This is a genomic window from Enterobacter cloacae complex sp. 2022EL-00981 (assembly GCF_028737495.1).
Lineage (GTDB): Bacteria > Pseudomonadota > Gammaproteobacteria > Enterobacterales > Enterobacteriaceae > Enterobacter > Enterobacter cloacae.
Window position 1 is genome coordinate 1 of sequence record NZ_JAQZRK010000042.1, and the last position, 22,297, is coordinate 22,297.

A 22,297-nucleotide genomic window follows, 5' to 3' on the forward strand; every position below is an offset into this window, starting at 1 on the left:
TTACATCGAAATGTTTTATAACAGTAAGCGTCGGCATGGTTCTAGCGAACAGATGTCACCGACAGAATATGAAAACCAGTATTATCAACGGCTCGGAAGTGTCTAGATTATCCGTGGCGATTCAGTTGTCAGCATTTTACTTGCATGATGGTCTGACGCGTATCAAGTTTGTCGAGGAGATAAAACAGGTCGTAGAAAAGGAATTTGCAGCAGCACGGCGGGCCAAAACGGACGAAGAATGTATCGTATGTATCAAAAATCTGCGTGCCGAAACTCATAATCTGCAAGAACAAGAACGCCTGTTGAGAACCAGAACTGCACAACTTTATGCAAAGATTGAGTTTGTTAAAGAAAATAACAAAATTGTCGGGTATGTGATTTCAGCCATTCACATTGTGGTTTCTGGAATGGCTATTGCTGGTGGTGCCTTAATGTTGTCGACGATGACGCCAATAGGGATGCTGGCAGGGGCTATCCTTGTCATGGACGGCATCAACGGTCTCTCAAAAGAAATCATTCCTGGTATTTATGGTAAAGAATCGAAAACTGAAGGGTTTGTTGCTGATGGCGCGATGAATGTGGCTCACTTTATGGGATTCAGGCCTGAAACAGGACTTGCGATTTATAATGCTGTTACGTTAAGCGCCAGTGTTTATAGCATCTTCGGATTAGCAAGAAAACCCGAAGCATGGAGGCTGTTTAAATGGATGCCTCGGGATTTTTATCGCAAGGTGGATACGATGAGCCGTCCAAAACTAACCATGAAAATTGTAGGTTATGGACTTAAGGCCAAAGTTATTTTTGATCTGCTTTCCACTGAAGCATCCAACCATTAACCCCTGTATTTTCTCCAGAATCGCCAGGATTTGTAAGACAGGACTGGCGGCTGAATAAATACAACGATGATGATAGCGATGAGTATTGATATTCCACCACCCACAACGGTTTCTTTCGCAGCAAACAACATAAGAAGGATAAAAACTAACAGGCAAGAAGATGTTATCCATAAAACAACCCTGAATCGATTAGCCAGATCCTGGATCACTTCCCCTAATGTTCCACCATAGCTTTCGATGTTGTTCTTAATCTTCTGCAAGTCAGATCGCGTAAAGCCAGCGCTCAACAAAGCCTCTTCAGTAACATCCATATTGTCCTCTCAGCAAATCTTAACTGGCGATGCTGCCCGCAATCATACTGATGAACTTAAGTGCATTCCAGCCAGTATGAACGGTTTCTGTGATTCTGAAGCAAACCACCGTTTTCCGAAACGCCTTGCAAATCTTGCGGTGGATATCATTAACGCCCTGATCATCAGCCCTGTTTTCTACCGGATGAAGGTATTTCCCTTAAGCACTTAGACATGTTTCGCCGATTTAGCATCGTTTCCGATGCATGTTATTGGTTACACTGCGCGATCGTGGTTGAGGAAACGGGGCAGGCCACCATCAACATGCTTTACCGCAAAAACAAATATCACGGCGAAGCAACAGGCATAATGACAGCCTCAAATTTAGACGACCTCTTTATGTCGTTAGCGAACGCGGACTGCCGAGATAAAGCCGCTGCTGTTTCCAGTATTCGATACCGCCTAAAATACTGTCCGCCCTGATCCAGGCTCTGGCAATCAGGATGTGTAAATGCGGTGCATTCAAAGCACTAACCATCTGCGAGCTGTCGTTTAACAGCTGCACGATATACGTCACCGCATAGTCTCCTGAATCAACATATCCATCTCTTCGCTGTCTTTCCTTAAATACACTTTCGCTGCCCTTAGGCCAGCGACGCCGCAGAGCGGAAAGGAGGGTATTGACGTAATTAATATTCGCCAGCACCAGGTCGGCAATGCGATCTTCTTCACGCGCAGTGCTGCGTTCAATCAGATAAAAACCTGGGATTGCAGGGCCGTAAGGGGTAAAAAAACTCGGTGGACTATTCTCGTGGTAGAGTAAATTCCAGACATGGTTAAAGGAAAAAGCCTCTTCATCGTAAAACAGCGTGGCCAGGCGAATGGACTGCATTTGCATCCTTCCATGCAGATACAGCGGCAATTTATTGTTCTCAAGCTTCATGAAATACCGCCGGAATACGCTACATCCCTTTTCGCCCAGACGTCGAAACGGTTTACTTTGCCAGAGTCGCCATTGTTGCCTCCGCTCGTGGATATCAAGCAGGCAGGCAAACGCGTCTATTTGCTCATCAAGTGAGAGTCTGCGTGAGCTTTTTAACCACCGCGCAAGATAACAGAGAAGCGCTTTTACAGGTTTTCCTTCAGCACGGATCAGGGCGGTGCCGTTCACTTTTCTGTTTTTTTCGTGCGATGATTTTAAATAGTTTTGTAACCATAACGCCCCGGCAATAAACCCACGGGAGTAGTAAATCTCTGCTTCGAAAGGCACCAACATATCGTCGTTTTCCAGTTGGCGTTTCAAATAACGGAGCTGTTCCTCGGCTAGTTGGCCAAGACCGATAGAGCTGGCCAGACGAGTGCCGGTAAGGTACTTTTCTTTCTTGGTAGGGGAGTAATAATCTGCCAGGGCCGTACGCCACCAGTCGCCATTCTCTTCGGTATCTTTAACCGTTTTTCGAGGGATCCCCAGCAGGGATGACAGTAATGCTAACGTGGGTCCGTGCTGAATCTTCATCCCGCCGAAAGCGCCTTGCCAGTAGACTCTCGGCTCGCGATTTTCATGTTCTTTGAGTCGCCAGAACTCTTCTTCAACGCTGGGGCGGTGGTCAATCCAGACTAATCGCGTCGAGCGCTTCCCATTCCAGCGATCGCGGATCCAGTGATTAATGTCGAAATGGTCGGTACCACTGTAGCCTGCGACAACCATTAAATCGGCCTGATTTGTTACCTGTTCGAGAAGTTTTTTGAAGGCTTCGGGTAGCCCGTGCTCCAGGTCGGCAAGTGTTGCGCCAAGTCCTGAACAGCCGTGTTCAATTGTGCCGTGCACTTTGATGATACCCCAGTCTTCACCGTACTCCCGGTGCAGGATGTCCAGAGTTTTGGTTGCGGGGTCAATCACATGCACAGGGATCTGATGACAACCAGCCTGCTCGATACAGTCATCAAAATTAGGGGTAATACACCATCCACGGTGCTTAATCAGGTAATCGGCAATCAGGTAATGATTCGCATTTGGGAGACGTTGGGAAAAGATACGCAGCAGTTCCCGGGCGGCACCGCTACGCTCGACGCCTTCAATGGTTGAAGGTTCAAACGCTTTATCAAGAACATGCTCCAGACGTGGCAGGCTTCGCCCCATCCACTGCTCACATTGACCAAATACCGTTTTAATTTCGTCAGCCGCGTTGCTGTCAAGCAAGTGGTCAAGCAGGGCTTCCGTGAGTTCGTATCCTCCCGGGAGTCGCGAAGGGGAATCAATGGAGATCCCCGCGCCAACCATCAACACAACTTTGCCAGGACAGGGGCGTTCGGGAGTGAAACCCTTCCAGCCAAACCACCAGTCGTCCATCTCCATCGTTTTTCCTTCGTCCACGCAGAAATATTATTAATGCATTAATTTCTCAGGCAATTCAAATCGTCAGTCCGCAATGTCTGCCCAGCGGGCTAAGCAGGCATGCCTGGAGATTCATGTTAAATCTGATTAGAAAGGAGAATTGACTGGTAAATTTATACTGTACCTGATGCCGGAGTACCCTGATGAAAGACCAGTTTCCATTCACCATCATCATTACACTCCCAGCACGAGGAGCGAAGAGCGATTCGACTGCCATCGGGATTAAATGTCCTGTAATACAAGAGTGCAAATCGCTCGCTTTGACGGAATATCTCGAAGTCGCAACTCAAAATAACGGTGACATTTAATTCGCTGGTGAGAGACTCAATAGTTTCAGCGCGTTCAATCACCACGCCAGAACGGGTGATTTCTTTGAAGTCGGGGTGAAGAATATGCTCGAGCCATGCACGATCACTTCGCCTTGTGCCATGAAGGGAACATTCGAGCGATTTGAGCTTTTCCAGGAGTTTCATCGTTGCTCTCGTCACGTTGTTTATTTCACACTCATGACAATACCCGCGTTATGGCAAAAAGTCTGCCTCTGCTCCTGGTCAGGCAATCTGCGAAGGAAATAAAGACCAGAAACCATGCCACTATTTTTAGCTATCCCCCAAAACGCCCCACCGCAGTGCACACCCCCCAAACCCGCTCCCCAAAACAGTGAAACCCAACCCACAGCAATCGCCAACCCACTAAAAAACAAAGCAAAACTATCCTGGCACACCCCTTGCTTTATTAACCGTGAAAGGGCAGCACACCACAATTTGAACAATAGCTGGCTAGGGTTCCGGTTCACCACGGTGAATGGCTGGTCCAAGAGCTGGCGACCTCTGAGAGGTTACACGGCGGGACAAAAGCCCGGGAGACAGCAGCACCAGACGGTGTCGCGCTGCCCCCTAATTTTGTGCCACTCAGAGGTCAAGCATGAAAAAAACGCCATTACTCCGCTCTCTTGTACTGTCGCTGGCAATGCTGGTCAGTCTCCCCACGTTCGCCGCTGTGAAAAAAGAGTTCAACGTCTGCTGGACCATCTACGCCGGGTGGATGCCCTGGGGCACCATCAGCAGTAGCAAAATCATCGATAAATGGGCCAGCAAATACGGCATCAAAATCAACGTTGTGCAGCTCAACGACTATATCGAATCCATCAACCAGTATACCGCAGGGCAGTTTGACGGCTGCACCATGACCAATATGGATGCGCTGACCATACCGGCCGCAGGCGGGGTGGACACCACAGCGCTGATCCTCGGTAGCTACTCGGAAGGCAACGACGGGGTAGTGATGAAAGGTAAGGGCAAAACCCTGAAAGATCTGAAAGGGATGAAGGTCTACCTGCCTGAGCTCTCCGTGTCCCACTATCTGCTGGTGCGCGGTCTGGAAAAAGCCGGGCTCGCAGAGAAAGACGTCACCGTGGTGAATACCTCGGACGCAGATATCGTCTCTGCGTTCGGGACCGCCAGTGTGCAGGCTGCGGTGGCGTGGAACCCGCAGCTTTCCGTCATCAAAGGCACGCCAAACACCACCGAAGTGTTCAGCTCCTCGCAGGTACCGGGTGAGCTTATCGACATGATGGTGGTCAACACCGGGACCCTGAAAGACAACCCGGCGCTGGGCAAAGCGCTCACCGGCGCCTGGTACGAGATGATGGGGCTGATGAAAGCGCAGGATGCCAGCGCGCTGAATGCGATGGCCGGCGCCTCCGGGACCGATCTCGCCGGGTATCAGGCGCAGCTCAAAACCACCCATCTGTTCTATACCCCGCAGGACAATATGGCGTTTGTCACGTCGCCGGATCTGGCGAAAACTATGCAGCGCGTGGCGTCGTTCTCCTTCGACAAAGGGCTGCTGGGCGAGGGCGCGCAGAGCGCCGATTTTATCGGTATGCGCTTCCCGGGCAATGTCACGGTGGGCGATGCCAGCAACGTGAAACTGCGCTTTGACGACAGCTTCGTGAAAATGGCCGCTGCCGGCACGCTGTGATAACGGACGGAGTCTCCATGCGACAAATTAATCGCCATCCCACACCCGGCATGCGGCTGATGCTCGTGATGCTGCCTTTTGTCCTGCTGCTGGCCGCTTACTTTTTTGGCTCGGCGGTCAGGCTGGAGGCCAACCCGCAGGACAAGCTGCTGCCCGGCCTGCAGCAAATGCTGGACGCGCTATCGCGGATGGCGTTGACCCCGGATAAACGCAGCGGTGAATACCTGTTCTGGGTCGATACCCTGGTAAGCCTCGCGCGTCTGCTGGCGGGGCTGGCAATCGCCTCACTGATCGGCCTGTGCATTGGCGTTACCTCGGGCGTGTTTCCGCTGTGGCGTGCATCGCTCTCGCCGCTGATGACGGTGCTGTCGATGATCCCGCCGCTGGCGATCCTCCCGGTGCTGTTTATCGTTTTCGGGCTGGATGAGCTGTCGAAGGTGATGCTGATTGTCATCGGCATCACCCCGATGCTGGCGCGCGATCTGGAGCACCGCGCCTGTGAAATCCCACCGGAGATCCTCATCAAAGCCCAGACGCTGGGGGCCAGTAGCTGGACGCTGGTGCTGCGCGTGGTGCTTCCGCAATTACTCTCCAGGCTGCTGACCTCGCTGCGTCTGCTGCTCGGGTCGGCATGGCTGTTTCTTATCTCGGCGGAGGCTATCTCCTCTACCGCCGGGCTGGGATACCGCATTTTCCTCGTACGGCGCTACATGGCGATGGATGTGATTATCCCGTACGTCCTGTGGATCACCCTGCTGGCGTGGCTGATGGATCTCGCCCTGCGTCAGTTGCATAAAACCTGTTTTCCCTGGGCGGAAGGAGGGAAGGCATGAGCTTTATCACCATCAACAATATCTGGCAGGAGTACGGCGACCATGTGGTGCTGGAACGCCTGAACCTGCAGGTGAAAGAGGGCGAGTTCTGCTCAATGGTGGGGGCGTCCGGCTGCGGAAAATCCACCTTCCTGCGCCTGCTGCTTGGTCAGGAAGCACCCAGCCGGGGCGAGATCACCCTCGATGGCAAACCGCTGCGCGCCGAGCCGGACAGCAGCCGCGGCGTGGTGTTTCAGCGCTACTCCGTTTTCCCGCACCTCAGCGTGCTGGATAACGTCGCCATCGGTCTTGAACTGCCGCAATCGCCGCTGTTCGGGCGGCTGTTTGGGGCCAAAAAACGCGCCGTGCGTGAACGGTCGGCGGAGATGCTGGAAAAAGTCGGCCTCGGGCACGCGCTGGATAAATATCCCGCCCAGCTCTCCGGCGGCATGCAGCAGCGCCTGGCCATTGCTCAGGCCTTCATCATGCAGCCGCGCGTGCTGCTGCTCGATGAGCCGTTTGGCGCGCTGGATCCGGGGATTAGAAAAGACATGCACGCCCTGTTGCTGCAGCTGTGGGGCGAAACCCGCATGACCGTCTTTATGGTCACCCACGATCTGTCTGAAGGCTTCAACCTCGGCACCCGGCTACTGGTGTTCGACAAAGTGCGCCTCGACCCGCAGGCACCGAATGCCTACGGCGCGCGCATCACCTACGACATTCCGCTCAACGAGACGCGGCTCTCCGCCCTGAGCGGAACCACGCCCGACAACGTTTATGCCTTAAGGGGGTAACAGTGAATACCATGACCATTTTACGTGAAGAGACCCTTCCCGGCGGGGGACACCTCTCGTTTGTCCTGAAGCGCGGACAGATCCTGCGCATGACAGATACGGAAGGCGGTGCCAACGTCAGCCTGCTGATGCTCAACCCGCACGAGAAAAGCGAGCGGCTGAACCTGCCCGACACGCTGAAAGGTCAGCACGCCGCGCGCCTGACCGCCGGACACTGCTTTTATTCCGACATGGGCCGCGTGCTGGCGGGCATTACCGCCGACACCTGCGGCTGGCACGACCCGTTTGGCGGCGTGCTGAATGCCGCCGAAGTGGCAGAAAAATACGGTCAGGGGCGTTACCAGGAACTGCGCAACGGTTTCTACCGTAACGGTACGGACAACCTGCTGGTGGAGATGGGCAAGTGGGATCTCAACCTGGAAGATCTGCTGATGGTGGTCAATTTCTTCAGCAAGGTCACCGTGGAAGACAGCGGCCAGTTCCGCTTCCACAGCGGACATTCGCAGCCGGGCAGCTACGTTGAGCTGTTCGCGCCGATGGACACGCTGATTGTCATGACCGCGCTACCGCACCCGATGGATCCCTCCCGGGAGTACGCCCCGCGCCCGGTACAGCTAAGCTGGCGGAAGGCGGAGGATGAAGAGGGGGCGATTAACGCCCTCCTGACGCGCCCGGAAAACGAACGCGCCATCACTAACACTCAACGTTTCGCCCTGTAAGGAGCCGTGTATGACCGTTGCCAGCGAAAAACATCCCCAGCATGCCAGCTTCCGCCACGTTATCCCGGCGGGGGAACCGTATCTGTTTGAAGTGAAGAAAGGCCAGACGCTACGCCTGCTCGACCTGGAGGGCAACCAGGCGGTGGACACGCTGTTCTACAATGCGGACAACCCGCGTGAGCGCTACGACGCACAGCGCACGCTGCGCCGCCAGAACAACGCTTATCTCACCCACGGCAGCGTGCTTTACTCCAACCTCGGTAACCCGCTGCTGACCATCGTGGCAGATACCTGCGGGCGTCACGATACCCTCGGCGGCGCCTGCGCGCAGGAGAGCAACACCGTGCGCTATGCTCTCGATAAACGCCATATGCACAGCTGCCGGGATAACTTTCTCTGCGCCTGCCTGCACGATGGCCGCCTGCAAAAGCGCGATATTGCCGCCAATATTAACTTCTTCATGAACGTGCCGGTGACTCCGCAGGGCGGGCTGACCTTTGAGGACGGTATCTCCGCGCCGGGAAAATATGTCGAGCTGCGCGCCGAGTGCAATGTCATCGTGCTGATCTCCAACTGTCCGCAGCTTAACAACCCGTGCAACGGCTGGAACCCGACGCCAGCGGAGGTGCTGGTATGGAACTGACACCCACCCGCTGGCAGCGCCTGCGCCAGGCCATTTATCGCCTGTTTGCAGTCCGCGCCGGACGCATTCTGCCGTAACCGCTTTTTCCCCATGGACGACCATGGGTGAGCCGATTTTCGGCGGGACGACCCGCCACGATTGAGTCTGACCTATGTTGACGACACTCCTGATTGCAAACCGCGGGGCGATTGCCTGCCGCATTCTGCGCACCCTGCGCGCCATGAAGATCCGTGGCGTGGCGGTCTACTCCGAAGCCGATCTCAGCAGCCTGCATATCCGGGAAGCGGATGAGGCGCTGAGCCTGGGCGAGGGCCCGGCGGCGAACACCTATCTGGTGGGCGAAAAGATCATCGCGGCCGCCAGAGCCAGCGGTGCGCAGGCCATTCATCCTGGCTACGGTTTTCTGTCGGAAAACGCCGCATTTGCCGAAGCCTGCGAAGCCGCAGGCATTGCGTTTGTCGGCCCCACGCCTGAGCAGCTGCGCCTCTTTGGCCTGAAACATACCGCCCGCGCGCTGGCGAAAGCGCACGGTGTGCCGATGCTCGAAGGCACCGGATTGCTGGCTAACGTCGATGAGGCCGTTCACGCTGCGGCGGAAGTGGGCTACCCGGTAATGCTGAAAAGCACCGCGGGCGGCGGCGGGATCGGCATGCGCGTCTGTTACCACGCGGAAGAGCTGCGCGACGCCTTCGATGCCGTGGTGCGCCTGGGCAAGAATAACTTTAGCGACGCGGGCGTGTTTATCGAAAAATACATTGAGCGGGCGCGTCACCTGGAAGTCCAGCTGTTTGGTGACGGTAAAGGCGAGGTGATTGCCCTCGGCGTGCGCGACTGCTCGGTACAGCGGCGTAACCAGAAGGTGCTGGAAGAGACGCCCGCGCCTAACCTGCCGGACGGCATGGAGACCGCGCTGTGCGAGGCGGCGATAAAACTCGGCCAGGCGGTCAACTACCGCAGCGCGGGTACCGTGGAGTTTGTCTACGACAGCGACGCGGCCCGCTTTTACTTCCTTGAAGTGAACACCCGTCTGCAGGTAGAGCACGGCGTCACCGAGCAGGTGTGGGGTGTTGACCTGGTTCGCTGGATGATTGACCTGGCGGCCGGAACGCTGCCGCCGCTGGCGGAGCTGCGTGCCAGCCTGCAACCACAAGGACACGCCATTCAGGCGCGGGTCTACGCCGAAGATCCGGGCCGTCAGTTCCAGCCGTCGCCAGGGCTACTCACCGAAGTGGTGTTCCCGGAAAACGACCGTCGCACATTGCGCATCGACAGCTGGGTGGAGTCCGGCTGCGACGTACCGCCGTTTTTTGACCCGATGCTGGCCAAAATCATCGCCTGGCAGCCTACGCGCGAGGCGGCGATCCGCGTCCTGCACACCGCGCTGGGAGAGACGCGTCTCTACGGCGTGGAAACCAACCGCAGCTATTTGCAGCAGATTTTAACCTTCCCGCCGTTCGCCCGTGGCGAGCCGTGGACCCGCTGTTTAGAGACGCTGGACTATCAGGCCTTCACGCTGGAGGTGCTCAGCGCCGGGACGCAAACCACGGTGCAGGATTATCCGGGGCGGACGGGCTACTGGGCCGTCGGGGTGCCGCCCTCCGGGCCGATGGACAGCCTGGCGCTGCGTCTCGGCAACCGCCTGCTGGGCAATGAGGAGGGGGCCGCCGCGCTGGAGATCACCCTCAGCGGCCCGACGCTGAAATTCAACTGCGACGCGCAGCTGGCGGTGACCGGCGCAGCCATTGCGCTGACGCTGGACGGCGAGCCGCTGGCAAACAACCGCGTTTTCCGCGTCCGGGCGGGAAGCACGCTGCGTATGGGCGATATTCAGGGTGACGGCGTGCGCAGCTATCTCTGCCTGCGCGGCGGGTTTGAGGTACCGGACTATCTGGGCAGCAAAAGCACCTTCACCCTCGGGCAGTTTGGCGGTCACGCCGGACGAGCACTGCGCACAGGTGACGTGCTGCATCTGTCCCCATTGACCGAACCTGTCGCGGACGGGGAGCTGCCGCAGGCCTTGCGCACCAGCCTGGATGGGGTGCGTGAGCTGCGGGTGATTTACGGTCCGCATGGTGCGCCGGAGTATTTTACGCCGGGCTATATGGCGACCTTTTTTGCCACCGAGTGGGAGGTACATTTTAACTCCAGCCGCACGGGCGTGCGTCTGATCGGCCCGAAACCGGAATGGGTACGCGACAGCGGCGGCGAAGCGGGGCTGCACCCGTCGAACATCCACGACAACCCGTACGCCATTGGCGCGGTGGATTTCACCGGCGATATGCCGGTGATCCTCGGCCCCGACGGCCCAAGTCTGGGGGGATTTGTCTGCCCGGTCACCGTCATCGAGGCGGATCTCCACGCGGTTGGCCAGCTGAAAGCGGGCGATAAAGTGCGCTTTATGCCGGTGGACGTTTCCACCGCCCGACGGCTGGCGCAGGGGCAGGCAGCGCAAATCGCCAGCCTGACGCCGCAGGTCATGTCGTGGCAACCTGTCGGGCTGAGCTCGCCGGTGGTGCTGGAGGTGGGGGAGGACGATAAACGGCTGGTGGCGAGGTTATCCGGCGATACCCATCTGCTGCTGGAGATAGGCGACCCCGAACTGGATCTGGTGTTGCGTTTTCGCGCCCACGCGCTGATGCAGGCGCTGGAAACGCGCGACCTGACGGGGATTATCGACCTCACGCCGGGGATCCGCTCCCTGCAGATTCACTATCAGCCGGAAACGCTGAGTCTGGAAGCGCTGCTGGAGACGGTGGCCGGGCTGTGGCAGGACGTATGCGGGCAGGCGTCGCTGGACGTGCCGTCGCGCGTGGTCTGGCTGCCGCTCTCCTGGGACGATCCGGCGTGCCAGAAGGCTATCGACAAATACATGACCACCGTGCGCCGGGATGCGCCATGGTGTCCGAGCAACCTGGAGTTTATCCGTCGTATCAACGATCTGGCGAATATCGATGAGGTCTATAAAACGGTGTTCGATGCTCGCTATCTGGTAATGGGGCTGGGAGATGTCTACCTGGGCGCGCCGGTCGCGACACCGCTCGATCCACGCCATCGTCTGGTAACCACCAAATACAACCCGGCACGCACCTGGACGGCGGAAAACTCGGTGGGTATTGGCGGGGCCTACCTTTGCGTCTACGGCATGGAGGGGCCGGGCGGGTATCAGTTTGTCGGACGCACGCTGCAGATGTGGAATCGCTATCACGCCGTGGAGGATTTTGGCGGCAAGCCCTGGCTACTGCGCTTCTTCGACCAGATCCGCTTTTATCCGGTCTCTGCCGAAGAGTTGCTCACCATCCGCCGGGATTTCCCGCTGGGGCGTTATCCGCTGCGCATCGAACACACCACGCTGAAGCTGGCGGAGTATCAGCAATTCCTGGCCGACGAGGCGCCGGAGATTGAGGCATTCCGCGCGCATCAGCAGGCCGCGTTTGACGCCGAGCGTGAGCGCTGGGCCGCCAACGGTCAGGCCCATTTTGACAGCAGCGAGGTGCTGGTAACGGACGGCGAAGACGCGCCGCTGGCACCCGGACAGGCCGGGATTGACAGCCCGGTGTCGGGCAACCTGTGGCAGGTAAACGTTGAAGTCGGTAACACCGTGCGCGAAGGCGATGTGCTGGTGGTACTGGAGTCCATGAAGATGGAAATCCCGCTGGTCGCAACCCAGGACGGGGTGGTCAGCCAGGTGCGCGTGCAGCCGGGTTCATCGGTGCGCGCGGGTCAGTGTGTGGTGGTCCTGGAGAAAACAGCATGAAGCACCTTTTTGATTTACGCCTTGATGTTCTGGCGCAGGCATACCGTTCCGGTCAGCTCCGTCCTCGCGCGGTTATCCTTGCCCTGCGCGAGCGCGCGCTGGCGCTGAACCCGGAATTTAACGCCTTTATTTATCTTCTCACGCCCGACGAGCTGGAGCCGTATCTGGCCGCGCTGGACGGCGTGGATCCGGCATCGTTGCCGCTCTATGGCGTGCCGTTTGCCATTAAAGACAATATCGATCTGGCGGGTATTGAGACCACCGCCGCCTGTCCGGCCTTTGCGTACCGGGCAGAGCAGGATGCGACGATAGTGTCGCAGCTGATCGCGCTGGGGGCGGTCCCGCTGGGGAAAACCAATCTCGATCAGTTCGCGACCGGCTTAAACGGCACGCGCTCACCATTTGGTGCGTGTCGCAACAGTGTGCATCCGGAGTATCCGTCCGGTGGCTCAAGCGCGGGCTCGTCGCTGGCTGTGGCGCTGGGGCTGGCGAGCTTTGCCCTGGGCACCGATACCGCCGGGAGCGGGCGCGTTCCGGCCTCTCTCAATAATCTGGTCGGGCTGAAGGCGACCAAAGGGCTGATCTCGACAGCGGGTGTGGTGCCCGCCTGTCGCACGCTGGACTGCGTAACGTTCTTCACCAGCACGGCAGCTGAGGCCAGCCAACTGCTGGCGCTGACGGCGACGAAAGACGCGCACGATGACTACAGCCGTGCTAACCCGTCCTGGAACGGAGCGCAGGCATTTGGCGTACCGGCAGCCGGTTTTCGCTTTGGCGTGCCGGACACGCTGGAGTTTCTCGGCTGCGCAGAGAGCGAGGCGCTGTATCACACCGCAAAGGAGAGGCTGATCGCTCTTGGCGGCGTGCCGGTGACCATCGACTTTTCGCCGTTCCTGGCGGCAGCAAAACTGCTCTATGACGGCCCGTGGGTGGCCGAGCGGTACCACTTGGCGGGCGCGTTGATTGAGCAACAGCCGGACGCGGTGCTGCCGGTGATCCGCAATGTGCTGCAAAAAGCACCTGCCATGAGTGCGGTAGCGGCGTTTGAAGCGCAGTACCAGCTTCAGGCCTATAAAAGCGAGTGCGATGCCATACTGGCGGGGCTTGAGTGCGTGTTAACTCCCACTTATCCGCGCCCGGTGAGTCTGGCCGAGCTGGCGGAGGAACCGGTCAAACGCAACTCTGAGCTTGGGCTTTACACCAACTTTATGAACCTGCTTGATTATGCTGCCGTGGCGGTCCCGGCAGGGTTTATGCCTAACGGCTTGCCTTCCGGCATAACGCTATTTGGCCGCGCGTTTACCGACCAGTATCTGCTCAGCCTGGCCGATGCGTTACAACGTCACCAAAAGTTAACTCTGCCCGGCGGGCGCGAGATGCAAGGGGATGCACCTGTTTCGACCGCCACCGATGACCGCCTGCACCTGGTGGTGTGCGGGGCGCATCTGGACGGGCTGGCGCTGAATCATCAGCTGCGCCAGCGCGGGGCGACGTATGTAGAAGCCACCATCAGCGCCCCGCATTATCGGCTCTTTGCCCTGGCAGACGGCAAGCGACCGGGCATGGTGCGGGCGACGGAACAGGGGGCAGCGATAGCCGTCGAAGTTTGGGCACTTCCGCACGGCGAAGTGGGATCGTTTCTGGCCGGGATCCCCGCACCGCTGGGGCTGGGAAAAATCGAACTCCAGGACGGGCGCTGGCTGACCGGGTTTATCTGCGAGGAGGCAGGATTAGAGGGAGCACAGGAGATTACGCGATTCGGTGGCTGGCGAGCCTGGCTTGCTCAGCATCCGTGAGCAAGCCAGCGCGGTTAACGGTAGAGCGGTTTTTCTGCGACCGGGATCAGTAAGGTAGATTGCCAGTCCGCAAGCGTCAGCTGCGCGAGTTTTCCCAGTGCGGTATAGAACGGGTGCCCGGCGTTTTCAACAAACACGGAGAGAAAACGGGTGCTCCACGGCAGCAGGTGCCACGCCAGAAGCTGGTCGCGTTCCGTCTCGCGTCCGTTCTCAGTGAGCCACGCGGCCAGCAGCAGCAACGTACCAAAATGATCTTCCGGTTCGTTCTGCTGCATCTCAAAGGCAATCTGGTTTTCCCGCATCCACTGACGCAGTGCGAGGGTTGAATCCCCAAACAGCACGGATTCACGATCCAGCCATACGGAACCCCACGGTGGTGCGGGCAGCGCATAGGGGCCAATAAACAGCCGCTGCCAGGCGTCGGTGACGGGCTCATCGGCAGATACCGTAAAGGTGTCGGCGATGGGCTGCAGCGCCGCCTGCGGCAGCGGCCAGTCCGTAACCCAGTCGCCAGCGGTCAGGGCGTTGACCAGCGGCGCAACGTGCTCGCTGTCGGGTGAATAATAAAACAATGCGCCCAGTACCCGGGCGCTGAACGCGAACGCTTCACGCTGTGAGACATCTATCATTACAACCTTCCTTGCTCGCGCGGGCGAACCCGCGCGCCTGTGTTAACCGGCAATTGCCATACCTACCGTCATGTGCAGACCATAGAACAGACCGCGGCCGATCAGTTCACCCACGACAACCAGCGCCAGGCCTGCAAAGAGCGCAAGGGTTTTCGGCTCCTGGCGCCGGATGAGCGGGCACAGCCAGCAGCCTAATCCGGCGGCGACCAGTATGATACGGCCAACTTGCCATGCGCCATAGTCCGGCAGCAGGGCGCTGGCCTGTTGTACGGAGCTGTGTAGCGTCGCCAGTTCGTTACTCTGCAGCACAATCACCGCCACGCTCAGCAGCAGCGCCAGTACGCTCACCGATGCGGCACACGTGCCTCTGAAGGCGGTGCCAGCGGCGCGAAGCAGCAGGGCGGCAAACAGCGGGCCGCCCAGCACCATCGTCAGGAAAAAGGCCAGCGTGGTGTAGCCGGTGTACCAGGTCGGAACCGTATCGATCTGATACACGCGGGTCATGGCCCAGACAAACACAATCCCCAGGATCTGGCTCACCACCATCCATACTTTACCCAACGCGGGCGGCATTTTACCGATAACCGACACCAGCCACCAGAAGCCACCGACGGCAAAGAAGACCGAGCCTGCCGCGATCTCGTTGCTGAGCGCCGACGCGCCAACACGGTTCAGGGAGTTAAACGCTCTGAGCGGGGAGCCCAGGTGCATCACCGATGCGATAAAGCCAACGCCCATGACCAGCCATAAAAAGAACATGCTGCGCACGATGCGGGTTCGGACCGCCTCGTCACACTCTCTCATCCATGCCAGACCGCTGACGAGCAACGCTCCGGCCACGCACTGCCCAAAAACGGTGAAGATCACCAGCGGCCATTCATGCCATCCACTTCCCATCTCACACCTCCTTCGGGTTTGCCAGATAGCCGGTGGTATCTCCCGTCGGGCGGCTGTTGGCGTTAGGTTTAATCACAATGCTTGGCTTCGTGAAGTGCGCGGACGGCAGTGGCGCGACGGCCGCAAGCTGGCCGTGTTTTTTACGCAGCTCGTCAATCGGGCCGAAGTCCAGCGCGCGCAGCGGACAGGACTCCACGCAAATCGGCTTTTTGCCCTCTGCGACGCGGTCATGGCAGCCGTCGCACTTGGTCATGTGACCTTTGGCGGCGTTGTACTGTGGCGCACCGTACGGACAGGCCATATGGCAGTAGCGGCAGCCGATGCAGACATCCTCATCCACCACCACAAACCCGTCGTCACGCTTGTGCATTGCCCCGCTCGGGCACACTTTGGTGCAGGCCGGATCTTCACAGTGGTTACAGGCAATCGACAGGTAATAGGCAAAGACGTTCTGATGCCAGACGCCGTTATCCTCCTGCCAGTCGCCGCCCGCGTATTCGTAGATCCGGCGGAAGCTGACGTCCGGGGTCAGGTCTTTGTAATCCTTGCAGGCCAGCTCGCAGGTTTTGCACCCGGTGCAACGGCTGGAGTCAATAAAAAATCCATACTGGGTTGTCATCGGTTACTCCTTACGCCTTCTCGATCTGCACCAGATTGGTGTGCTGCGGGTTGCCTTTCGCCAGCGGTGACGGGCGATGGGTGGTCAACGTGTTGATGCATGAGCCGTGGTCGATCCGATCACCGTTCATGTTGGCGTCGTGCCAGGCCCCCTGGCCCATCGCGCTGACGCCGGGCATGATGCGCGGGGTGACTTTCGCGGCAATGCGCACTTCGCCGCGGTCGTTAAACACGCGCACCATATCGCCGTTTTGAATACCGCGTTGTGCCGCATCAACCGGATTGAGCCATACCTCCTGACGACAGGCGGCTTTCAGCACATCCACGTTGCCGTAGCTGGAGTGGGTGCGCGCCTTGAAGTGGAAGCCAAACAGCTGCAGCGGGTATATTTTACGTTCCGGGGCATCCCAGCCGTCAAACGTTGAGGCGTACACCGGCAGCGGGCTGATGGTTTCATCTTTTTCCAGCTCCCAGGTGGCGGCAATCTCTGCCAGCTTGCTGGAGTAAATTTCAATCTTGCCTGACGGGGTTTTGAGCGGATGGGCATCCGGATCATCGCGGAATTTTTTATACGCCACGAAGTGTCCGTTGGGATCTTTGCGCTTATAAATGCCCATTTTTTCAGTTCGTCATAGGACGGAAGCTGCGGATCTTTCGCCAGCATTTTGGCGTACAAATACTGCAGCCACTGTGCCTGTGTCCGGCCTTCAGTGAATTTCTGATGGATATCCGGCCCGAGGCGTTTCGCCACTTCGCTCATGATCCAGTAGATGGGCTTACGCTCAAACTTCGGCGCGGTGACGGGTTGCAGGAAAATCAGATAGCCCATGTTGCCCGCATAATCGTTCGGAATGATGTCTTCCTGCTCGACGGTCATAAGGTCCGGCAGCAGGATGTCAGCATATTTCGCCGAAGAGGTCATAAAGTTGTCGATCACCACGATGGTTTCGCACTTGCTTTCGTCCTGCAGAATATCGTGGGTTTTGTTGATGTCGGAGTGCTGGTTGATGATGGTATTACCGGCATAGTTCCAGATGAACTTGATCGGCACATCCAGCTTATCCTTGCCGCGCACGCCGTCGCGCAGGGCGGTCATTTCCGGGCCGCGGGCGATAGCATCCGTCCAGCAAAAGCAGGAGATCTGCGTTTTTACCGGGTTTTCCGGCAGCGGCATCCGTTCAATGGTGATAGTATAGGTCGATTCGCGCGCGCCGCTGTTACCGCCGTTGATACCCACGTTGCCGGTTAAGATCGGCAGCATGGCGATGGCGCGCGACGTCAGTTCACCGTTGGCCTGGCGCTGCGGTCCCCAGCCCTGGCAAATATAGGCAGGTTTTGCCGAGCCAATCTCGCGCGCCAGCTTGACGATGCGATCCGCCGGAATACCGGTGATGCGCGAGGCCCACTCCGGTGTTTTTGGTGTATTATCGTCGCCCTGGCCGAGAATATACGCTTTGTAGTGTCCGTTCGCAGGCGCGCCTTCCGGCAGCGTTTTTTCGTCATAGCCAACGCAGTATTTATCGAGGAACGGCTGGTCAACCAGATTTTCATTGATTAATACCCATGCAAGTCCGGCTACCAGCGCGGCATCGGTACCCGGACGAATCGGGATCCATTCATCTTCACGTCCGGCAGCGGTGTCGGTATAACGCGGGTCGATGACGATCATCCGCGCATTTGAGCGTTCACGCGCCTGTTCGAGGTAGTAGGTAATTCCGCCGCCGCTCATACGCGTTTCCGCCGGATTATTGCCGAACATCACCACCAGTTTAGTGTTTTCAATGTCGGAGGTGCTGTTACCATCGTTGCTGCCGTAGGTGTACGGCATCGCGCAGGAAATTTGCGCGGTACTGTAGGTGCCATAGTGGCTCAGGAAGCCGCCGTAACAGTTCATCAGGCGCGCCACCAGCGAGGCGTAAGGGGAAGAGCGGGTGATATTGCCGCCGACAATGCCGGAGGAGTAGTTAATGTACACCGCTTCGTTGCCGTATTTTTCCACTACATTTTTCAGGCTGCGGGTCAGGGTATCCAGCGCTTCATCCCAGGTGATGCGCTCAAATTTACCTTCACCGCGTTTGCCTACGCGCTTCATCGGGTAGTTAAGGCGGTCAGGGTGATTAATGCGACGGCGGATGGAGCGTCCGCGAAGACAGGCGCGCACTTGGTGATTGCCGTAGATATCCTCCCCGGTATTATCCGTTTCCACCCAGTAAACTTCATCGTCACGGACATGCAGACGCAGCGCGCAGCGACTGCCGCAGTTCACCGAGCAGGCTCCCCAGACCACTTTATCTTCAGCAGGCTGTACGGCGTTTTGCACTGCAGCAGCGGCGCTTTTCAATCCAAACGGCAACGAGATACCACCGGCGGCAAGCGCCAGAGAACCCATCGCGGCGGACTTAACGAGTGTTCGGCGGCTAATTCCACCGTGATGTTCGACATCGGACATGACTCACCCCATCATTTTAATTGACTATTATTTTCGCCCGTGATTACAACCGGGCTAATGATGGGGTGAGTGTTACTTATTTGGAGGTATTAAATATTAATCCTCATCAATTCAGGGGGGATTGGCGCAAGGAAAGTGGTTAAAAATCACTGCGGTTCGCCTTGTGGACTCTCCTGCGTGCTAGCTGCAGCCCCGCTGCCTGTGCGAGTGTACAAAATTTTGAAGGTATCATTGGCACAATGCCCAACAACCTGCGCATCCGGACGATCGGCCTGATCGTTGGGTACGATGTTCAGCGTAAAGCCAGATTCCGGCACGCCGTTGTTGATGATTTTCTGCTGAATGTCGCTTTTTACGCGTTCGCAGGAATCCGGTGCCGCCAGCGCGGCGGTAGAGGCACTCATTAACAGCAGGGCGGTAATCCAGGGTAACCGTTTCATCTGTAGCTCCTTTTCTCTGTGTGTAGATTAATTTTAGCAGGGTTCGTGTAAACAACTGTATTTGCTAATATGATTGGGAATAATCTCCCTGAATCGGTAAATGATGTGAAGAAATACGCAGCGATAACGCTACTGGCCGCGACACTGGTGGGGTGCGACAACAATTCCGCGCCGCTGTCGTTCACGCCTGAGATGGCGAGTTTTTCGAATGAGTTTGATTTTGACCCGCTGCGCGGCCCGGTCAAAGACTTTACCCAGACGCTGTTTAACGACAAGGGCGAGGTCTCCAAACGGGTGACCGGGACGATGTCGACAGAAGGGTGCTTTGATACGCTTGAGCTGCACGATCTTGAAGCGAATACCGGCGTCGCGCTGGTGCTGGATGCCAACTACTACATCGATGCAGAAACCCAGCAGCGAAAAGTGAAACTGCAGGGCAAATGCCAGCTGGCCGAGCTGCCGTCTGCCGGTGTAACGTGGGATACCGATGACAACGGATTTGTGGTCGCGGCGCACGGTAAAGAGATGGAAGTGAAATATCGCTATGACGCGGACGGCTACCCGCTCGGTAAAACCACCGTTTCCGGGGATCAGCACTTATCCGTACAGTCGACACCCTCGAAGGATCTGCGCAAAAGAATGGATTACTCGGCCGTGAGTTTACTGAATGACAAACCGCTGGGGAATGTGAAGCAGAGCTGCGATTACGACCGGCACAATAACCCGGTGAGCTGCGACCTGACCATCACCGACGACAGCGTGAAACCCGCAGTTGAGCGCAAGTACAGCATAAAAAACACCATTGAATACTACTGAGAGTAAAGCCGCGCAGGTTACTGCGCGGTAGGTTTCAGCAGGCTGGCACCAGACGGTTTGTGTCCGGCCAGATGCTGGTGCTGGAAAATGCACATGCGAATGGTGTTGCGGTATTCCCCGTTGATAAAGAACTCGTGGATTAGCTCGCCTTCCACCATAAAGCCCAGCTTACGGTAGATATGGATCGCTTTTTCGTTCTCTTTATCGACGATGAGATAGAGCTTGTACAGATTAAGAACGTTAAATCCGTAGTCCATTGCCAGCTTCGCCGCCCGTGAGGCCAGGCCTTTACCCTGATGCTCCGGGGAGATAATGATCTGGAATTCCGCACGACGATGCACGTGGTTGATCTCCACCAGCTCAACCAGCCCGGCTTTTTCGCCTTCACACTCCACCACAAAGCGGCGTTCGCTTTGATCGTGAATGTGTTTATCGTACAGATCGGACAGCTCGACAAACGCCTCGTACGGCTCTTCAAACCAGTAGCGCATCACGCTGGCGTTGTTGTCGAGCTGGTGGACGAAGCGCAAATCTTCGCGCTCCAGCGGACGCAGTTTAACCTCAAGACCCGGCATTACGGTGCTACCGTACGACCCGTGCGACGATCCAGGCAGCGCAGGGTGTTTGGCTCCCAGTAGGCATTAACGTTCGCGCTTTGCTGACACTTATCACGTGCGTCAAAGGCGACATCTTCTTTGTCCCACTCTTTCTCAGCACGCTTGTTCACCTTCTGCCGAAGGCTGCGGGTGTCATTCCATTGTTCTTTGTCCATTGCGGCATTCTGGCGGCTCTGCGCGCTATCGCCAGACTCAATAATGAGTTTGCTGGTTTCGGCGGTAGCCGTTGCAGCGAAGGCGAGCGTTGACAGCGCCAGTGCGGCGGTCAGACAAAGGCGTTTGCTTAATGTACTCATAGCGTTTCCTTTTTGAATCGGTGCAGATAATCACGTTACCTGTTCAGATTCTACACCAAACAGAAATGACGGCATACCCGCGGCGCGGGTATGGAGAAGTAAACGTATCATCAGGCATGTTGGTTAAATAAATCCTCACCTGAAGTGAATTAGACAGAAAATAGCGGGCGTGTACCTCTACCCCTGAATATGTGATCTGTCGCGGATATTTTGATCATTATACTTGTATGGTAGTAGCTCAGTTGCGTAAATTTCCTGCATCACAACATGCGATGTAAGGAAAGGAATTATGAAGATTGTCGGGGCTGAAGTATTTGTCACCTGCCCGGGGCGTAACTTTGTCACCCTTAAAATTACGACCGATGAAGGCATCGTCGGTCTTGGCGATGCCACACTAAACGGACGCGAACTCTCCGTCGCCTCTTACCTGAAAGACCACCTCTGCCCGCAACTGATTGGTCGCGATGCGCACCGCATCGAAGATATCTGGCAGTTTTTCTATAAAGGCGCGTACTGGCGTCGCGGCCCGGTCACCATGTCGGCAATCTCTGCCGTGGATATGGCGCTGTGGGATATCAAAGCCAAAGCCGCCAATATGCCGCTTTACCAGCTGCTGGGGGGCGCTTCCCGTGAAGGCGTAATGGTCTATTGCCACACCACCGGGCATACCATTGACGACGTGCTGGAAGATTACGCCCGTCATAAAGAGATGGGCTTTAAGGCGATCCGCGTCCAGTGCGGCGTGCCGGGAATGAAAACCACCTACGGCATGTCCAAAGGAAAAGGGCTGGCGTATGAGCCTGCCACCAAAGGGGACTGGCCGGAAGAGCAGCTGTGGTCCACCGAGAAATACCTCGACTTCACACCGAAGCTGTTCGACGCGGTGCGCAGTAAATTTGGCTTCAACGAACATCTGCTGCATGACATGCACCACCGCCTGACGCCGATTGAAGCAGCGCGTTTCGGTAAGAGCATCGAAGAATTCCGCATGTTCTGGATGGAAGATCCTACGCCTGCTGAAAACCAGGCGTGCTTCCGCCTGATCCGCCAGCACACCGTCACGCCGATTGCTGTGGGTGAAGTCTTTAACAGCATCTGGGATTGCAAACAGCTGATTGAAGAGCAGCTTATCGACTACATTCGCGCCACCATTACCCATGCAGGCGGGATCACCGGCATGCGTCGTATTGCAGACTTTGCCTCGCTCTACCAGGTGCGGACCGGGTCACACGGCCCGTCCGATCTGTCGCCGATTTGCCATGCTGCCGCGCTGCACTTCGACCTGTGGGTGCCAAATTTCGGCGTGCAGGAATATATGGGCTATTCCGAACAGATGCTTGAAGTCTTCCCGCACAACTGGCGCTTCGACAACGGCTATATGCACCCGGGCGACAAGCCGGGTCTGGGTATTGAGTTCGACGAAAAGCTGGCCGCGAAATACCCGTACGATCCGGCCTACCTGCCTGTGGCTCGTCTTGAAGACGGCACGCTGTGGAACTGGTAAACGAGGAGC

Annotated in this window: 20 protein-coding genes, 1 pseudogene and 1 riboswitch; of the genes and pseudogenes, 11 read left to right on the forward strand and 10 right to left on the reverse strand. The window is 57.1% G+C overall.

From position 1 onward, the window contains the following. Both PUZ33_RS23115 and PUZ33_RS23120 read left to right on the forward strand, forming a co-directional pair. A partial coding sequence (locus PUZ33_RS23115) for an IS3 family transposase (RefSeq protein WP_129949912.1) occupies nucleotides 1-106 on the forward strand: 106 nt, incomplete at its 5' end. Beyond that, nucleotides 69-836 carry a DUF4225 domain-containing protein gene (locus PUZ33_RS23120; RefSeq protein ID WP_058681396.1) on the forward strand — a complete coding sequence of 256 codons (768 nt, stop codon included), beginning with the start codon at nucleotides 69-71 and terminating at the stop codon, nucleotides 834-836. The genes PUZ33_RS23115 and PUZ33_RS23120, both read left to right, overlap by 38 nt. Here the strand turns inward: PUZ33_RS23120 and PUZ33_RS23125 are convergent. The 3 genes from PUZ33_RS23125 to PUZ33_RS23135 form a co-directional block, all read right to left on the reverse strand. Continuing rightward, a complete protein-coding gene (locus PUZ33_RS23125; RefSeq protein ID WP_058681395.1) occupies nucleotides 833-1,147 on the reverse strand; it encodes a hypothetical protein in 315 nt (104 codons plus the stop codon). The two genes, PUZ33_RS23120 and PUZ33_RS23125, sit on opposite strands and share 4 nt — an antisense overlap. Before the next feature lie 376 nt (nucleotides 1,148-1,523). Beyond that, on the reverse strand, nucleotides 1,524-3,482 hold the full coding sequence (locus PUZ33_RS23130) for an SIR2 family protein (protein WP_252107872.1): 1,959 nt from the start codon (nucleotides 3,480-3,482) through the stop codon (nucleotides 1,524-1,526). 152 nt (nucleotides 3,483-3,634) lie between these two features. Then, nucleotides 3,635-3,994 (reverse strand): nuclear transport factor 2 family protein, encoded by a 360-nt coding sequence (locus PUZ33_RS23135; RefSeq protein ID WP_072056929.1) that lies wholly within the window; start codon nucleotides 3,992-3,994, stop codon nucleotides 3,635-3,637. A 295-nt stretch (nucleotides 3,995-4,289) separates the two neighbouring features. After that, nucleotides 4,290-4,388: riboswitch (guanidine-I (ykkC/yxkD leader) on the forward strand. A 57-nt stretch (nucleotides 4,389-4,445) separates the two neighbouring features. Here PUZ33_RS23135 and PUZ33_RS23140 point away from each other — a divergent pair. From PUZ33_RS23140 to atzF, 7 genes are all read left to right on the forward strand, one after another. Further along, nucleotides 4,446-5,504: a putative urea ABC transporter substrate-binding protein gene (locus PUZ33_RS23140; RefSeq protein ID WP_058681393.1), complete on the forward strand. Its 1,059-nt coding sequence runs from the start codon at nucleotides 4,446-4,448 to the stop codon at nucleotides 5,502-5,504. A gap of 17 nt (nucleotides 5,505-5,521) precedes the next feature. Further along, nucleotides 5,522-6,337 (forward strand): ABC transporter permease, encoded by an 816-nt coding sequence (locus PUZ33_RS23145; protein WP_013096806.1) that lies wholly within the window; start codon nucleotides 5,522-5,524, stop codon nucleotides 6,335-6,337. Further along, nucleotides 6,334-7,110 (forward strand): ABC transporter ATP-binding protein, encoded by a 777-nt coding sequence (locus tag PUZ33_RS23150; protein ID WP_014831721.1) that lies wholly within the window; start codon nucleotides 6,334-6,336, stop codon nucleotides 7,108-7,110. The genes PUZ33_RS23145 and PUZ33_RS23150 overlap by 4 nt, the downstream gene beginning before the upstream one ends. An 11-nt stretch (nucleotides 7,111-7,121) precedes the next feature. Continuing rightward, nucleotides 7,122-7,829, forward strand: a complete 708-nt coding sequence (locus PUZ33_RS23155; RefSeq protein WP_252107874.1) for an urea amidolyase associated protein UAAP1 — start codon at nucleotides 7,122-7,124, stop codon at nucleotides 7,827-7,829. Between the two features lie 10 nt (nucleotides 7,830-7,839). Beyond that, a complete protein-coding gene (locus PUZ33_RS23160) occupies nucleotides 7,840-8,472 on the forward strand; it encodes an urea amidolyase associated protein UAAP2 (protein ID WP_013096803.1) in 633 nt (210 codons plus the stop codon). A gap of 151 nt (nucleotides 8,473-8,623) precedes the next feature. Further along, nucleotides 8,624-12,226 (forward strand): urea carboxylase, encoded by a 3,603-nt coding sequence (gene uca / locus PUZ33_RS23165; protein ID WP_058681392.1) that lies wholly within the window; start codon nucleotides 8,624-8,626, stop codon nucleotides 12,224-12,226. Continuing rightward, nucleotides 12,223-14,022, forward strand: coding sequence for an allophanate hydrolase (atzF, locus tag PUZ33_RS23170; protein ID WP_058681391.1), 1,800 nt, complete (start codon nucleotides 12,223-12,225; stop codon nucleotides 14,020-14,022). Before uca ends, atzF begins: the two co-directional genes overlap by 4 nt. A gap of 14 nt (nucleotides 14,023-14,036) precedes the next feature. On the opposite strand, the gene dmsD is transcribed toward atzF, so the two are convergent. The 5 genes and pseudogenes from dmsD to PUZ33_RS23195 form a co-directional block, all read right to left on the reverse strand. Then, on the reverse strand, nucleotides 14,037-14,651 hold the full coding sequence (gene dmsD, locus PUZ33_RS23175) for a Tat proofreading chaperone DmsD (protein WP_020688218.1): 615 nt from the start codon (nucleotides 14,649-14,651) through the stop codon (nucleotides 14,037-14,039). Between the two features lie 42 nt (nucleotides 14,652-14,693). Beyond that, nucleotides 14,694-15,548, reverse strand: a complete 855-nt coding sequence (locus PUZ33_RS23180; protein ID WP_058681390.1) for a dimethyl sulfoxide reductase anchor subunit family protein — start codon at nucleotides 15,546-15,548, stop codon at nucleotides 14,694-14,696. 1 nt (nucleotide 15,549) lies between these two features. Further along, nucleotides 15,550-16,167 (reverse strand): dimethylsulfoxide reductase iron-sulfur subunit DmsB, encoded by a 618-nt coding sequence (dmsB, locus tag PUZ33_RS23185; protein WP_013097316.1) that lies wholly within the window; start codon nucleotides 16,165-16,167, stop codon nucleotides 15,550-15,552. Between the two features lie 10 nt (nucleotides 16,168-16,177). Next, nucleotides 16,178-18,615: pseudogene (gene ynfE / locus PUZ33_RS23190) on the reverse strand (selenate/tellurate reductase subunit YnfE). A gap of 146 nt (nucleotides 18,616-18,761) precedes the next feature. Continuing rightward, a complete protein-coding gene (locus PUZ33_RS23195; RefSeq protein WP_058680423.1) occupies nucleotides 18,762-19,055 on the reverse strand; it encodes a DUF1161 domain-containing protein in 294 nt (97 codons plus the stop codon). A gap of 105 nt (nucleotides 19,056-19,160) precedes the next feature. Here PUZ33_RS23195 and PUZ33_RS23200 point away from each other — a divergent pair, with 105 nt between their 5' ends. After that, nucleotides 19,161-19,871: a YnfC family lipoprotein gene (locus tag PUZ33_RS23200; RefSeq protein ID WP_014831730.1), complete on the forward strand. Its 711-nt coding sequence runs from the start codon at nucleotides 19,161-19,163 to the stop codon at nucleotides 19,869-19,871. A 17-nt stretch (nucleotides 19,872-19,888) separates the two neighbouring features. Here the strand turns inward: PUZ33_RS23200 and speG are convergent, their stop codons facing one another. Both speG and PUZ33_RS23210 read right to left on the reverse strand, forming a co-directional pair. Beyond that, on the reverse strand, nucleotides 19,889-20,446 hold the full coding sequence (gene speG, locus PUZ33_RS23205; RefSeq protein ID WP_013096794.1) for a spermidine N1-acetyltransferase: 558 nt from the start codon (nucleotides 20,444-20,446) through the stop codon (nucleotides 19,889-19,891). Continuing rightward, the gene (locus PUZ33_RS23210) at nucleotides 20,446-20,784 is read right to left on the reverse strand and encodes a DUF1283 family protein (protein ID WP_013096793.1); all 339 of its coding nucleotides are present in this window, start codon (nucleotides 20,782-20,784) and stop codon (nucleotides 20,446-20,448) included. The genes speG and PUZ33_RS23210 overlap by 1 nt, the downstream gene beginning before the upstream one ends. Nucleotides 20,785-21,073: 289 nt before the next feature. Between PUZ33_RS23210 and rspA the strand changes: the two genes are divergently transcribed. Next, entirely contained in the window at nucleotides 21,074-22,288 is a 1,215-nt protein-coding gene (rspA, locus tag PUZ33_RS23215) for a starvation-sensing protein RspA (RefSeq protein WP_013096791.1), read from the forward strand. Nucleotides 22,289-22,297 lie beyond the last annotated feature (9 nt).